The organism is Cryobacterium sp. M25 (assembly GCF_002929635.1).
In the GTDB taxonomy this organism is placed as follows: domain Bacteria; phylum Actinomycetota; class Actinomycetes; order Actinomycetales; family Microbacteriaceae; genus Cryobacterium; species Cryobacterium sandaracinum.
This window is the reverse complement of the sequence record NZ_PJJU01000053.1, coordinates 86,106-99,725: the sequence shown is the minus strand read 5'-3', so window position 1 is coordinate 99,725 and position 13,620 is coordinate 86,106. Positions and strand designations below refer to the sequence as shown.

Below are 13,620 nucleotides of genomic sequence, written 5' to 3'. Positions count from 1 at the left end.
GGGGCCGGGGCCGGGCGGGCACCGAACTCAGAGCGCGTTGACCGCGCCGAGCACCTTCGTCAGAGAGTCCTTGGCGTCGCCGAACAGCAGCGTCGTCTTCGGGTCGTAGAGCAGCTCGTTCTCGATGCCGGCGAAACCGGGACGCATCGACCGTTTGAGGAACACCACCTGCCGGGCATCACCGACGTCGAGGATCGGCATGCCGTAGATCGGCGAGCCGGGCGACGTCTTCGCGGCCGGGTTGACCACGTCGTTGGCGCCGACGACGAGGGCGACATCCGTGTTCTTGAATTCGGGGTTGACCTCGGCCATCTCCTTGAGCGCCTCATAGGGCACATTCGCCTCGGCGAGAAGCACGTTCATGTGCCCGGGCATGCGCCCGGCCACCGGGTGGATGGCGAAGACGACCTCGACGCCGCGCGCCTCGAGGGTGGTGGCGAGTTCGGCGATGGTGTGCTGGCCCTGCGCCACGGCGAGGCCGTAGCCGGGCACGATGACCACGCGCTGGGCGTAGTTGAGCAGCACGGCGACGTCTTCCGCATTGGAGCTGCGCACGGGCCGGTCGCTCTGGGCGGTCGACCCGGCGGTGGAACCGCCCTTGAACGCCCCGAACAGGATTCCGTTCACGCCGCGACCCATGGCGGATGCCATCGCCCGGGTCAGGATCGTGCCGCTGGCGCCCACGAGGGTGCCGGCCACCACAAGGAGCAGGTTGCCGAGAACGATGCCGGAGGCCGCGACGGCCAGACCGGTGAAGGCGTTGAGCAGGGAAATCACGATCGGCACGTCGGCCCCGCCGACGGGGAGCACGAGCAGCGCCCCGACGAGCAGTCCCAGCACGAGCAGGCCGATAGCCCAACCGGCCGCACCGGTGGCGACGACAAAGCCTCCGGCCACAAGGGCGGCCAGCACGATGCCGCCCATCACGATCGCGAGGCCCGGGAAGATGAGCGGCCTGGAGCTGATCAGGCCCTGCAGCTTGCCGACGGTGACCGCGGAGCCGGATAACGAGACGGCGCCGATGAGCATCGTGAAGACCACGGCCACCTTGCTCCACGGGCTGTCGGTGCTGCCGAGCTCCAGCATGGCGACCAGTGCCGCGGCACCGCCGCCGACGCCGTTGAACAGCGCGACGAGCTGGGGCATCTGCGTCATCTCCACGCGCCGCGAGATGGGAGCGGCGATCGCCGATCCCACCGCGATGGCGATGAGGATGGCCGGGATGTTCTCGATCCGGGCGGAGAGGAAGACGGTGATCACGGCCAGCAGCGCGCCGGCGGCCCCGATCAGGTTGCCGCGGCGGGCGGTCTTCGGCGAGGAGAGCCCGCGCAGGGCCAGGATGAAACAGACCGCGGCGATCAGGTAGAGCAGGCTGGTCCACTCGGGGCTGAGCAGGCTCATTTCGTCGCGTCCTTCGGATCGGTCTTCGGGCCGGCGCCGGCCGGTTTGCGGGGGGCGAACATTTTGAGCATCCGGTCGGTCACGACGAAGCCGCCGACGAGATTCGCGGTGGCCATCACCACGGCGAGCAGGGCGACCGCGAGCAGCCACGGCTCCAGGGTCTGCCCGGCGACGATGATGGCGCCGATCAGGATGATGCCGTGGATGGCGTTCGCCCCGCTCATCAGTGGGGTGTGCAGGGTGCTCGAGACCTTCGAGACGACCTCGAAGCCAACGAAGACCGCCAGCACGACGACGGTCAGCAGGGTGATTGGATCCATCAGTGTTCTCCTGTCACGGCGGCGGCCACGGCGGCGGCCACGGCGGCGGCCGTGGGTTCGTGCCGGATGGTGCCGTCATGCGTCAGGCACGCCCCGGCGACGACCTCGTCCGTGAAGTCGGGCGTCACCGTGCCGTCGACGGTCATCAAAGCGAGCAGGTTGGCCACGTTCTTTGCGAAAAGCCGCGAGGCGTCCGCCGGCATCGTGGAGGGGGCGTCCTTCATGCCCACGAGCGTGACGGAGCCGTCACCGGCCTGGGTGGGCACCAGGGTGTCCACACCGGCGAGAACACCCTCGACGTTCCCGCCGGTCTCGGCGGCCAGGTCGATCACGACCGAGCCTGGACGCATCGCGGCCACCATCTCGTGCGTGACGAGCAGCGGGGCCGCGCGACCGGGGATGGCCGCCGTGGTGATCATGACGTCGGCTGCGGCCACGTAGGGTGCGAGCAGTTCGCGCTGGCGCACGGCACGATCTACGCTCAGTTCCCGGGCGTAGCCACCCGTACCCTCGACGGCGTCCAGGTCGAGGTCGACGAAGGTGCCACCCATGGAGATGACCTCATCGGCCGAGGCCGGGCGCACGTCGTAGGCCGAGACCCGGGCACCAAGGCGCTTGGCCGTGGCGATTGCCTGCAGTCCGGCCACGCCGGCCCCGAGCACGAGCACTCGAGCCGGCGGAATCGTACCGGCCGCGGTCATGTAGAGCGGGAAGAAGCGGGGGAATCGGATGGCCGCCTCGAGCACCACGCGATAGCCGGAGACCAGCGATTGGCTAGTGAGCGCGTCCATCGACTGGGCGCGCGAGATGCGCGGAACCAGCTCGAGGGCAAAGGCCGTCGCGCCGGCCGCGGCCAGGGCGGCGACGGTGGCCAGCTCGGAGGCCGGCGACGCCAGACCGACCGTAATCGTGCCGGGGCGGAAAGCAGCCGCGAACTCCGGGGCGAGGGGGCGCACGTGGCAGTAGACATCGAGGTCGCCCGGGGTGAGGTGCGGCACAACGGCGGCACCGGCATCCGTGTAGGCGGCGTCGCCGTGACCGGAAGGGGCGCCCGCACCGGACTCAACCAGGACCTCGAGTCCAAGGGTTGTGAGCTGGGTCACTGTCTCGGGGGTCGCCGCGACGCGGCGCTCACCTTGCAGGCGTTCTCGTCCGATGCCGACTCTCACGCGCGTCTCCTTCGTGGCGAACGGCCACGAGCGAGAACGGACCGATCCGAACACTTGCGCGGCACTTTCGTCCCCGTTCGTAGCGTAGTGGGATTCGCGTGCCGCCCGGAGAATATGACCGCGCTGCGGCGGGTGTGTAGGTTCCTGACTCAGTTGTCATTGGCTACTGCCGAAATCACGGCGAATCCTGTACACCTGTCACCGCGCCAATCCCCGTCTACCCGTCACTATCCTCGACCGTGTCTCAACCTTGTCGTGCAGGTGGTCAAGGGGTGAGATCACCCGGCAATACCCTTATGGCATGTCAGCAGTTGAGGAAATTCCGAGCATCGTGGCTTCAATCACAGCCGCCGTCGCGATAGGCGTCTCAGTCAGTGGCGCCTTCATGCCGAACGTCGGTCTAGGTCGAATTTAACGACTCACGTCTGCGATTGAGAAGCTCTCTGGTACAGACTAAGTCGCCCTCAGCGAAGTGAGATCGCAGCTGATCAGAAACTATGTCAAAGCATCTTCTTCATGGACATTAACTGCTGACCGGATTCAAGTTGGCGTGCTAACGGCCGGTGGAACTCTGATGTTCGTTTCGCTGGGCGCAAGCTTCATCGCGGCTGCGTCAACTTCACCGGGATCGGAGGACCGGTCGAGCGCCTGGTGGATCCCTGACTATGTCATTGGCCTGGGCACGGTGGTTGTCAACTCAATCATCTTGTTGTGTCGGAGAGCTCGCGCCAAGAAGGATCCGGAAGGACACACAACTCGATCCATCGTGACCGTTCCACAGCCACCAGTCGGAACACCGGCTAATGCAACATCCACTGCAGCAGAAACTTGTAAGACGCTAGACCCGCTGCATCGTTAGCGCTTGGACGCTCCATGCCTGCTACGAAATGCCCCGTCTCTCGATGTCAAAATCGAGAGTGGGGCGTGTCACGACCAACACGTCGGCGGAAGGCGAGTCCACCCGTGAGTCCGAAGCACGAAGTTGAACTGGTATGAGCCTCGCGCCGCCTCTTGGACGCGTTTGGATGCCTTCCCGACGGAGTCTACGGAGGACAGCACTCGGGCTCATCCCGAGGATCGCTGCAATTTCCCGGGCGGACTCACCCTGGTCGACGTAGTGCCGCACGGGAAACTCCCGTGAAATGTCTTTCGGGCGACGACCACAAGAAGGTGGCTGGATTCCATGTTCCTTAAATTGCCGAGAAAGCGTGGTTCTTCCGAATCCGGCGTCCTGTGCAATCCGGGTAAGAGTGTTCCCGGCGGCGGTCTCTGCGACGAAAGCACTCACCGTGAAAACTTCCCTCGCTGCGAGGTTGCGGTGCCAATTCGAAGGGCGTTATTTCGGATCTCTGAAGCCGACGGCCGGTGGTTCGAGTTCAAGCCCAATACCGTTCATTTAAGCGGTTGAGTGGTGATTTCTGGCTCGTGGAGGGGTTGTGGCCAGTGCGCGTGGTGAAAGCGTTTGGCGGGCCATTTTGAGACCTTGCGTTTGATGACGCGAGGGTTCGAACGCCGTCGTCGCGCGGGGTTCAGCCGTCGGATCAGGGCGGTTACCGCATGGCGCCAGACCGGTGTGGCGTAGTCAGGGCGCGGAGGCAGGAAAAGCGCCCTGAGCCACGGAACGGCGGGCGATGCGGAGTGCGGCGATGAAGGAGACCCGGTCAGGGTCGCGGTGAGCATGCTGGGCGGCCTCGACCACGAGGGTGCGGATCGCGTAGTGGCAGCAGAGGTGGCCCCAGATTTCCTGCTTGACCAGGTCGGGGGATTTGAACCGCATCACCATGCGCGGCCCGCGTTGGTGAGTCTTCAGCTCGTCGGACACGGACTCGATCTCCCATCGTTCGGAGTACATGGTCGCGAGTTCTTCCGCGGAGGCCTCCGCCGGATCAAGGATCGTGGTCAGCAGCCGGTAGGCGTCAGGGTTGTCGCGTCCGTCGTCGATCGTGTAGTCCACGACCCGCACGGTCAGTGGTGGTGTCGATTGCCGCCCCGGGCCCGAGGTCGGGATGATCGTGGTCTTGGCCGAGCCGGTCCAGCTTTTGAACCAGGAGCGTGTCACCATGACGCAGCGCCTTCAGGCAGGCCGCCAGGTGTGGCCGTCCGTTCTTCTTGCCGGATGCCCGGTCCTCGTAGAGATCCCCTGCAGGGACGCCGGCGGCCAGGAGTGCGTCTCGTTGTAGATCAGTGCTCTGCGAACCATTAGCTTTTGACACGCGCATGCATCCGACGTGCATGCTCGACCCCTGTCATCTAAACGTTCGATTACGTGACATCACGTCCGTATCGCCCAGAAACCCAAAATTCTTCACATAATCCGTCACATATTTCGACGTGTTGCAAAGGATCAGCGCGCAAGCCAATCGACGAGAATTGGTCACGTCCCGCAGAGTGGTGGAGTTTCTCGACACCGTGCGGGTCAGCTGTTCTAGCTTAGGCGGCGGCGAGTTCGGGGAGTATCACCGCCTCGTCGATGACCTCGATGGGGTTGTTCATGGTGGCCAGCTCGAGCATGGATGCTTCGGAGAAGTAACGGCGTTCGCCGGCTTCCCACTCGTCATGCTGCTCGATCAGGACCGACCCGGCCAGGCGCAGCAGGGCCGCGGAATTAGGGAACACTCCGACGACGTCGGTGCGGCGTTTGATCTCCTTGTTGACCCGTTCCAGCGGGTTCGTGGACCAGATCTGGCGCCAGTGTCGCCGTGGGAACGCGGCGAACGCGAGGAGGTCGGGTTGTGCGTCGACGAGCATGGCAGCGACCTTGGGGTGCGAGCGGCCGAGCATGGTCGTGACTTCTCGGAACTGCTTCTCGATGTGTTCGCGGTCCGGTTGGGCGAAGATGGTGCGGATGATCGAGGCGACCATGTCCTGGGATCCTTTCGGGATCACTGCGAGGACGTTGCGCATAAAGTGAACCCGGCAGCGCTGCCAGCCGGCGCCCTGGAACACGGTCCCGATGGCCTTCTTCAGGCCGGTGTGCGCGTCAGACATAACCAGCTTGACCCCGTCGAGGCCGCGGGTCTTCAGCGACCGAAGGAAGCTGGTCCAAAAGCCCTCGTTCTCGCTGTCACCAACGTCGAAGCCGAGGACTTCCCGGCGCCCGTCGGCAGCCACGCCGACCGCGACGACAATGGCCTGGGACACGATCCGGTGCCCGACGCGGGCTTTGCAGTAGGTCGCGTCGAGGAACACGTACGGGAAGTCTTGGGCGGCGAGGGTGCGGTCGCGAAACTCGGCCACCTCAGCGTCCAGGCCCGCGCAGATCCGGGACACCTCCGACTTCGAGATCCCCGTGTCCGCTCCGAGGGCCTTGACCAGGTCGTCGACTTTGCGGGTCGAGACGCCGTGGACATAAGCCTCCATCACGACAGCGAACAACGCCTGGTCGACCCGACGGCGACGCTCCAGGAGCGCGGGGAAGAACGACCCGGCGCGCAGCTTCGGGATCTTCAGATCGAGGCCCCCGGCTGTGGTCGTCAGGGTGCGCGCTCGGGTGCCGTTGCGGTAAGTGGTGCGGTCGCCAGAGCGCTCGAACGGGGCTGCACCGATGAACGCGGTCGCCTCCGCATCGATCAATTCTTGACACAAGGTTTCGGTCGCGACGCGGATGCGGTCGGTGACATCGGTGAGTTTGAGTTCTCCCAGCAGGTCGAGCACGGCAGACTGGTCTAGAGCCATCGTGTGGTGTCCTTTGTAAGTTGCTTTAGTCGGTACTCACTGACCATCCCACGGTGGCTCTTAACGTTGACGAAGCAACGCTCAAGAGCGGGAAACCACACCACTCACGGGGACGTAACCACCCTGTCAGCGGATTCACTCACCACATCCAGGGAGTGCCTTCTCTACACTCGTCATTCGATCGTCCGGGACCGCACCATGACCACCGCCGAGACGAAGCCGCGTCCCCCCCGGGACGGTGCCGGCGACCATTTGCTACTCGAACAGGTAGCCGCCGGTGACGCACTCGCCTTCGGCTCCTTGTATGACGCCTCCGTCACCGAAACCTGTGCAATCTGCATGTACAAGTTTGCAGTGCCGTCGTCGGCCGACACAGCCATGGTCAGAATATGGATCTTCCTATGGAGCCACGCCGCCGCACTCAACGAACTGGCGGGTACAACAAAATCCATCGTGCTCTGTCCACTGCCTGAGCCGTCACCTCGCAGCGCCGCAGAAGCCTCCGTCAGCTGATTACCCGTAAGATCCGCTAGGTCAGCTCGTCCTCATAAGACCAACAAAACGCGCGGCAAAACGATACGCGCAATGTTGGTAGCGGCAACGAATTTACGAGCCACCCCTACCTACGCGCCAGCGTTGACGGGTCGGAGGCGCTCCCAGGCACACCAGTACAGTTCTGCCTGCGTGCCCAGTGCGCGATCAAGGCCGTCTAGCGTCATGAAACATAGTCAAATAAGCGTCCTCCGCCCTACTCCTTCTGATTAGGAACGCCAGTTATCGCAGGTTACGGTGCCAGACCAAGTTGTTGGAGCATGCCCTGTTCGTCGCTGCTACCCCAACGCTCGACAAGTTTCCCGTTCTCGAACCGGCTGATTTGCATGCCACGAACAGACATCGTTTTCCCGCTAGCCGGGTGGCCCATGAGAGGGCCCTGGTGGGTGCCGGTGAGAGTGTACGCGAATGCGACGTCGGTGTCGTTTGCGACGAGGCGCTCGACTTCAATGTGCAGGTCGGGGAAAGCGGCAATCATCTCGCCGAAGAACGCTTTGTAGCCTGCGTGTCCCGGGCCCTGGCCAGGGGCCGGGTCGTTGTCGACTGCGTCTTCGGCCACGAGGTCATTGAGAAGGTCGAGTTCTCCGCTGTTCACGGCGTCACCAAACTTCTGCTGTGCAGCAATATTCACTTCTTGACTCATGTGCTCGCTCTCTTCCTAAAAATTACCATGGGTGGGTTTGTATGTGCCACGAGGTGACCATACCGCCGTTGACGTTCAACGTTGAGAGTCGTGAACGAATTTGAGCATGAATCCGATGCCGATGAGGACGGCCTGCGTCGCAATTCCTGGCAGTGTCGTTGTCTCGACGACGGCCGAGAGCACAGCGGTGCGAACCGTCGCCTCGACGCCGTTGAAGGCGAAGTATCGGGCAAATCGGATACATCCGGATGCGGCAGGTCCTCGGAGGTCTCGGAAGTCGAATCGTTCTTGGAGGAGGAAATTGCCGACGATTGTGACGGCTGCAGAGATGATTGCAGCAGCGATGTACCACACGCCGAGAGCCTGCAGTCCTGCCATGATGAGCAGGTTCGTTACCGCGCCAGCTGCGCCGATGGTGACGAAGCCGGAAAGGTGACCGAATCGGAGTGCGGCAAGTTGCGTGACGAAGCGGACCCCTTGCTGGAAGTCGGCTCTGGATAGACCGGCTTGTCGTTCGTCGAAAACGAACGGTTCCTCCACCACGGTGACCGTATTCCGGGCCAGAATCTCGAGCAGTATTTTGACTCCTCGTGGCTGCAACGCTGCTATATCTATGGTGGCGCGGCGTACGGCGAACAAGCCTGTCATCGGGTCGGTGCAGTTCTGCAGCCTGACGGGGAGCATTGCGCGTGCCAGGAGGTTTGCTGCGGTGGAGACGATATGGCGGGATGCGCCTGCGAGCCCGCCGGATGAACCGTCGTCAAGGTTCCGGGAGGCGACAACCACATCTTCGTGTTCGCTAGCGGTTGCGGCTAGCAGAATCGGAATCATCTCGGGAGGGTGCCGCAGATCGCCGTCCATCACGATGCACCACTTCCCGCCACTGGCGGCAATGCCCTCGAGGACCGCGCCCGCTAAGCCGCCGGTGGGTGTACTTCGGTGGATGATGCGGACGGGGAGGCGGGCGGTGTTGCCGACGTGAACTATTACCTGCGGTGTGTCGTCCGAAGAGACGAAGATGATTTCCGCGTCGTAATTGGTTGTGGCGTCACTAATCCGTGCGGCGAGCTCGGCGATGCTCGGTGCCACATTGTAGGTGGGTATCACGATCGAAACGGCCATCAGCGGGTCATTCCTTTCCTGTCCGGGGCGAGGCGAGCGTTCTTGTTCGCCACTGGCGGGAGGCGAGGTAGAGCCGGTGGGCGGTGATGATTATCGCGAGCTACGCCAGTCCGACGTGGTCTTGCCCGCCCCGTTGTGCCCGAGCAACCCGAATATTTCTCCCATCGGCACCTCGAGAGCGAGGTCGGCTAACGCCGCCGGGAACCGAAGGACCGCAACAGGCCCCTGATAGTTATTGCCATCTTTGTCATAAAACTGACGCTATTGACACCACCGTGAGAAGAAAGTGAGAGAGCCAACGCTCACCGAGAGAGCCATCGACGCCCGTGTCAAGGGCGGGCTCCCCAGCGGTCGGCTCGACAAACGCCAAGCAGCACCGGGTGGGACACACTCGAGTCGGTACAACTGGTGGACCCCATCTCGGTTCACAGCAATAACCGCCAAGGCCGACGAGGAAGTGGGTGATAGTCGGTTGGAATGCGATTGGAGTTGGAATACTTTGCTGCGACGAACGCTAAGACGCTCGTGGTTTTCGTCACGGGGGGCGTGAATGATGACTGAATGGTGGCAGTTCGCGCTAGCGCCCTGGGAAGCCTCGCACTCTTCTGGCTCGCGCTCGTGCTTTTCCTCTGGATTGAATCCACGCGTCACCTAAGAGGTGCATCGCTCAAGGACTTGTTGCGGCTCGTGCCCGATACTTCGCATCTCCTTCGGCGGCTCGCGAGCGATCATTCAGTGTCCATGGGCGTGCGAATATGGCTCCACATTCTTCTCTTTCACCTTCTATTTCCCATTGATGTGATCCCTGACTTCATCCCGGTTCTGGGATATGCTGACGGCGCCCTTATTGTCGCGATCGCGCTGCAGTTCGCGACCCAACAAGCAGGTAGCGTCGCGATCAAACGCCACTGGCCTAATGCGCCGGAAGGACTAGCCGCGGTACTGCGACTAGCTGGCCTGCACCAATGGGAGGCACTGATCATCATGGGGTTTGAGGCGCCGAAGGTACGATGCATCCGCACCGATAGTTGCGCTGGACAGTTTGTTGGACATTACCTAGGTCCTCGTCCATGGTCGAACGATGACGACTTGCCAGTGAATATTGGGAGGAAGATCTATCAGTAGTAGCGGGCAAGACGACGGTGGGACCAACGAGAAAAAATTCCTATCGACGGGAGCGCGCGTCCGTGCTGGCTTCCACGGGGGCCGCTCCGTGTCCCTCGACGCTGTGCGCGTGTTCGCAATGCTCGCAATCGTGGCCGGCCACATCTGGGTAGACGGTCCAGCACGACCATTTCTTTACAGTTGGCATGTACCGATCTTTTTTTTGCTCTCCGGTTATCTCTGGAAGGTCGGTCGGTCGTTTAACCGGGAGGTTAGGAACCGGGTCAGGTCCCTCCTCATCCCTTACGCGGTCTGGCTCGTGCTGCTTGGAACGGTCACCTTAGGGACCGAAAGTGTGGAGGGCGGCTTCGATCCGATCAGGCTCGCGCACCTTCTCTGGGGCGGCCAGTTCGCGACCGGTGGGCCCTTTTGGGCGATGTGGTTTGTGACAGCGTTGTTCTTCGCCGCTGTCATCTACTGGCCTGTGTCACGGTTGCCGTTACCCGGGCAGTGGGCCATCGCCGCGATACTTTTCATCGCGGCGGCGTACATCCCGGGACATCCTGCACGATTCCTGCCGTTGAGCCTGGGGCTCGCCCTCGCGTGCATCGTCTTCATCGTTGCCGGGCGTTCGATGCGGCGGGCCCGGGGCATGGTGCGGCACCCGATTGTCACTGGTGTCGTGTTGCTTGCGGTTTCCTTTACCCTCATCGTTCTGGGATGGTCGCAGCCGCTTGATTTGAAGCGGCTCGATGTGGGTACCCCGGTCGTGAGCATAGTGGTGGCCGTCGCACTTTCCTTCGGCTTCATTCTCATTACAGAGGGTTTGCTGGGCGGCGATTCTGTTGGGGAGGATGCCAAACAAGGTGTCAGACGAAAGAGCCGAGTCGACGGCATTGGCCAGCTCTCGCGAGTGGTCACTCAACTTGCCCAGGCGTCATTAACGGTGCTCTTTATCCACCCTGCGGTGATCACAGGCCTCTACTCATTGGGTCTACCGAAACCCGTGGTCTACCTGCTCACGATCGGAATCGCTTGGCCGGTGGGACTGCTGTTGCTGCGCCTCCCCCACAGCCGCGCTATCACCGGCCTCAAGCCAGCACACTGACCAGAGGTGAATGGCGTAAACATGCGAGCTCGGAACGCTGCGCCGCGGACGCCGCAACGACTTTCAATCCGAGTGCCGAACTGAACGTAAAACCTCGAAGCCGAACCGTTCCATATCCTTGGAAGTGGAACGCCTCCTACGGCGGAGTTTAGAATTTCGACACGCCGTGGAAATTCGTTCCAAAAGTTAGGTTCGAAAAGGTGTTTCGTTTCTCTCGTACAAAACCGACTTCCGGTACGGTCGCTGTGGATATTAGCTACGCTCGCGTCTCGACTGCCAAGCAGCCCTCGACCGGCAGCTCGACGCGCTCGGCGCCGTCGGGATCCCCGCCGATCAGGTCTACGTCGACAAGAAATCAGGCTCGACGACAAACCGACCGGGGCTAACGGAGGCTCTCAAAGTCGCTCGATACGCGATGTAATCGTGGTGCACACCCTGGACCGTCTCGGCCGAACTGTTCGAGACACGCTAAACATGATCCACGACCTGCGCGAACGTGGCGTCGGGGTACGAAACCTAGCCGATCCGATTCGGGTCGACTCCGCCAATCCGGTTGATCCGATGTCGCAGCTAGCCGTAGTCATGCTCGCCTTATTTGGACAGATGGAGCGCATCTATTCGCTCGAACGTGCCGCCCATGCCCGTGCAGTTGCGATGAGCAAGGGCCGGCGCATCGGGCGCCCCAGCGTCGTGGATCCCACAAAATTCGCCTATGCTGATCACCTGCGCAACGCGGGGCACACAATCCCCGACATTGTTTCTAAGACCGGCATCACGAAATCGAGCCTGTACCGCATTCTGCCTCCACGACGGCCTGAGCCTGCTCCAGGTGCAGACGAGTAGAACGCAAGATCGACGAACCTGATGCAAAAGATTTGCCCATGATCCCGAATGAAATAGCCGACGCCTTTAGCAAAATCGGCGTTCCCGTGCTCGTCGCTCTCATCACGACTCTCGTCGTAGAGTACTTTGCTAAGCCCCGATTGGAGGCCAGAAAATCACGGCTCATCCGTGATCGCCAGCAGATCGATGAGGTCATCTTCGCATTTCAGAAGGCAGCGATGCTCGCTCCGGCATTGCTTCCCGACGAATACATAACTCATCACCCAAACACGAGCGCGGTGAAACGTCGCCAAATTGAAAGGCTCGCGCCAGCGGTCGACGCGCTTTTCGACGCGACAGCGCGGGTGCCCTCGTAATTCATAGCCAGACATTCCTGGCAGGTGGGAGCGGCGAGCTTCTTCGTGGCCTACTTTGCTGGCTTAGTTTGGTCAGAGCTGGAGTCTGAACGGCCCAACGGCGATCACCTCCGCGCAGCTGGAAGTGACATCAGCGAGTTCGACGCGTATTTCGCGGCACACGCGAGTTCTGTGGAGTTTGGAGATAAATGACCGCGCCCTGTGAAGCTCGATGTCGCATTACCGGGCTTCGAGTCGTCTTACATCTCATGTGTTTCGACACACTGAGGTTACGAGACACCCCACACATGAATCTGACTGCAATTGGCGAATTGGGCGGTGCCTAGTGTCTCAAGGCTTACCGGACGCAATCTCACCGCTGCCCTCATCACCTTGGTGAGCAGCAACGCTGCCGCGTCATGACCGCATCACCAGCCCTAACGGCGTGTGATTTCCGACCCCCGTTGTTGCTACCGCTCCGTGTCACCCGATGGGTAGGCTCGGCTCATGACCTCTGGAGCAGTAGTCAACGCGTCGTCGCTCGGCAATGCCGTGCGGTTCGTCGACGTGCCCACCTCGCTGCCAATGAAGATCGGGATCTGGGGCCTTGCAATCATCGCGATCGGGTTCATCGCCGTGGTCCTCAGCGACCTGTTGGTTAGCGCAGATGGCCAGTTCGCCGATCGAATGTCGTTCCAACAAACAGGCCGGATCGGGCTGGTGGGGCTTGGAGTGCTTGTCGCCCTGATTTTCTTGGGCACCGCCGTATTCCAGCGCGCCAAGTTGCGAGCGGCAAAGGCGGTTCGACCCGACGCCTTTGTCTTCATGACGCAGCGCACCCCGGCACTCATCGACGCCCTGAAGACGATTGGGACCGACCGACCGCGACTGCGCCAGCACTTCGTGGTCACGCTCGGACCGAAAGGAATCGAGCTTTGGGGCCGCGGACGAACCGATGTCCCTCGAATGGCCCTGCCCTGGAACGACATTGATTACGCCCATCCCGGCCGACACACGGTCGAAATAGGAAATATCAGCGTCGCGGTTCTGGCCCTCCGCATTTTTCAGACTGTCGATGGGCGCCGGCTAGATCTACCGTTTCCGATTTTCGGTCCGCAAGGCCTCAATCGCGCAGGAACTCATGATGCCAACAAGGTGCTCGATGCCTGCTCCCGCTATACGAGCATCGCCTGACCGACCGCAGCGACCTGAATCAGTCGCGGTTCCCGATAACAAATTCGGTAAACGAAAACATCAGCCAGTGCCCCGCTAGACGTTCCTTCGTGACACCCAACCTGGCAGGCCGAAATCGTTGAGTTTTCGACCCGAAGCCGCGGCGTTTCTGGTC

13 protein-coding genes and 3 pseudogenes are annotated in these 13,620 nt (G+C 61.9%); 7 read left to right on the top strand and 9 right to left on the bottom strand.

The window, feature by feature from the left end; all coding sequences use genetic code 11:
* Window positions 1–27 precede the first annotated feature (27 nt).
* The 6 genes and pseudogenes from CXY81_RS09855 to CXY81_RS09825 all read right to left on the bottom strand — a co-directional run bounded on the left by CXY81_RS09855 (window position 28) and on the right by CXY81_RS09825 (window position 6,565).
* A complete protein-coding gene (locus CXY81_RS09855) occupies window positions 28–1,401 on the bottom strand; it encodes an NAD(P)(+) transhydrogenase (Re/Si-specific) subunit beta (protein ID WP_104194741.1) in 1,374 nt (457 codons plus the stop codon).
* Window positions 1,398–1,721: an NAD(P) transhydrogenase subunit alpha gene (locus CXY81_RS09850; protein ID WP_104099771.1), complete on the bottom strand. Its 324-nt coding sequence runs from the start codon at window positions 1,719–1,721 to the stop codon at window positions 1,398–1,400. Before CXY81_RS09850 ends, CXY81_RS09855 begins: the two co-directional genes overlap by 4 nt.
* Window positions 1,721–2,890: an NAD(P) transhydrogenase subunit alpha gene (locus CXY81_RS09845; protein WP_104194764.1), complete on the bottom strand. Its 1,170-nt coding sequence runs from the start codon at window positions 2,888–2,890 to the stop codon at window positions 1,721–1,723. Before CXY81_RS09845 ends, CXY81_RS09850 begins: the two co-directional genes overlap by 1 nt.
* A gap of 1,582 nt (window positions 2,891–4,472) precedes the next feature.
* Window positions 4,473–4,862 (bottom strand): annotated as a pseudogene (locus CXY81_RS09835) (transposase); the annotation flags it as partial.
* Window positions 4,858–5,124: pseudogene (locus CXY81_RS09830) on the bottom strand (recombinase family protein); the annotation flags it as partial. The pseudogenes CXY81_RS09830 and CXY81_RS09835, both read right to left, overlap by 5 nt.
* A 196-nt stretch (window positions 5,125–5,320) precedes the next feature.
* Window positions 5,321–6,565 (bottom strand): IS256 family transposase, encoded by a 1,245-nt coding sequence (locus tag CXY81_RS09825; RefSeq protein ID WP_104194739.1) that lies wholly within the window; start codon window positions 6,563–6,565, stop codon window positions 5,321–5,323.
* 198 nt (window positions 6,566–6,763) lie between these two features.
* On the opposite strand from CXY81_RS09825, the gene CXY81_RS16125 reads away from it, so the two are divergent.
* Window positions 6,764–7,078 carry a hypothetical protein gene (locus CXY81_RS16125; RefSeq protein ID WP_146067673.1) on the top strand — a complete coding sequence of 105 codons (315 nt, stop codon included), beginning with the start codon at window positions 6,764–6,766 and terminating at the stop codon, window positions 7,076–7,078.
* Window positions 7,079–7,349: 271 nt separating this feature from the next.
* On the opposite strand, the gene CXY81_RS09820 is transcribed toward CXY81_RS16125, so the two are convergent.
* From CXY81_RS09820 to CXY81_RS17525, 3 genes are all read right to left on the bottom strand, one after another.
* Window positions 7,350–7,760, bottom strand: a complete 411-nt coding sequence (locus CXY81_RS09820; RefSeq protein ID WP_104170894.1) for an ester cyclase — start codon at window positions 7,758–7,760, stop codon at window positions 7,350–7,352.
* Window positions 7,761–7,835: 75 nt separating this feature from the next.
* Window positions 7,836–8,882: a glycosyltransferase gene (locus tag CXY81_RS09815; RefSeq protein ID WP_104194738.1), complete on the bottom strand. Its 1,047-nt coding sequence runs from the start codon at window positions 8,880–8,882 to the stop codon at window positions 7,836–7,838.
* Between the two features lie 90 nt (window positions 8,883–8,972).
* Complete coding sequence (locus CXY81_RS17525) at window positions 8,973–9,047, bottom strand: hypothetical protein (protein WP_369828374.1); 75 nt, start codon at window positions 9,045–9,047, stop codon at window positions 8,973–8,975.
* A 396-nt stretch (window positions 9,048–9,443) separates the two neighbouring features.
* Here CXY81_RS17525 and CXY81_RS09805 point away from each other — a divergent pair, with 396 nt between their 5' ends.
* The 6 genes and pseudogenes from CXY81_RS09805 to CXY81_RS09785 all read left to right on the top strand — a co-directional run bounded on the left by CXY81_RS09805 (window position 9,444) and on the right by CXY81_RS09785 (window position 13,466).
* The gene (locus CXY81_RS09805) at window positions 9,444–10,007 is read left to right on the top strand and encodes a YkvA family protein (RefSeq protein WP_104194737.1); all 564 of its coding nucleotides are present in this window, start codon (window positions 9,444–9,446) and stop codon (window positions 10,005–10,007) included.
* Between the two features lie 88 nt (window positions 10,008–10,095).
* Complete coding sequence (locus CXY81_RS09800; protein WP_104194736.1) at window positions 10,096–11,094, top strand: acyltransferase family protein; 999 nt, start codon at window positions 10,096–10,098, stop codon at window positions 11,092–11,094.
* 322 nt (window positions 11,095–11,416) lie between these two features.
* A pseudogene (locus CXY81_RS17035) lies at window positions 11,417–11,703 on the top strand (recombinase family protein); the annotation flags it as partial.
* The gene (locus tag CXY81_RS17030; RefSeq protein WP_369828373.1) at window positions 11,677–11,937 is read left to right on the top strand and encodes a helix-turn-helix domain-containing protein; all 261 of its coding nucleotides are present in this window, start codon (window positions 11,677–11,679) and stop codon (window positions 11,935–11,937) included. The pseudogene CXY81_RS17035 and the gene CXY81_RS17030, both read left to right, overlap by 27 nt.
* Before the next feature lie 38 nt (window positions 11,938–11,975).
* Window positions 11,976–12,293 (top strand): hypothetical protein, encoded by a 318-nt coding sequence (locus CXY81_RS09790; protein WP_104170897.1) that lies wholly within the window; start codon window positions 11,976–11,978, stop codon window positions 12,291–12,293.
* Between the two features lie 486 nt (window positions 12,294–12,779).
* Entirely contained in the window at window positions 12,780–13,466 is a 687-nt protein-coding gene (locus CXY81_RS09785; RefSeq protein ID WP_104170898.1) for a hypothetical protein, read from the top strand.
* Window positions 13,467–13,620 lie beyond the last annotated feature (154 nt).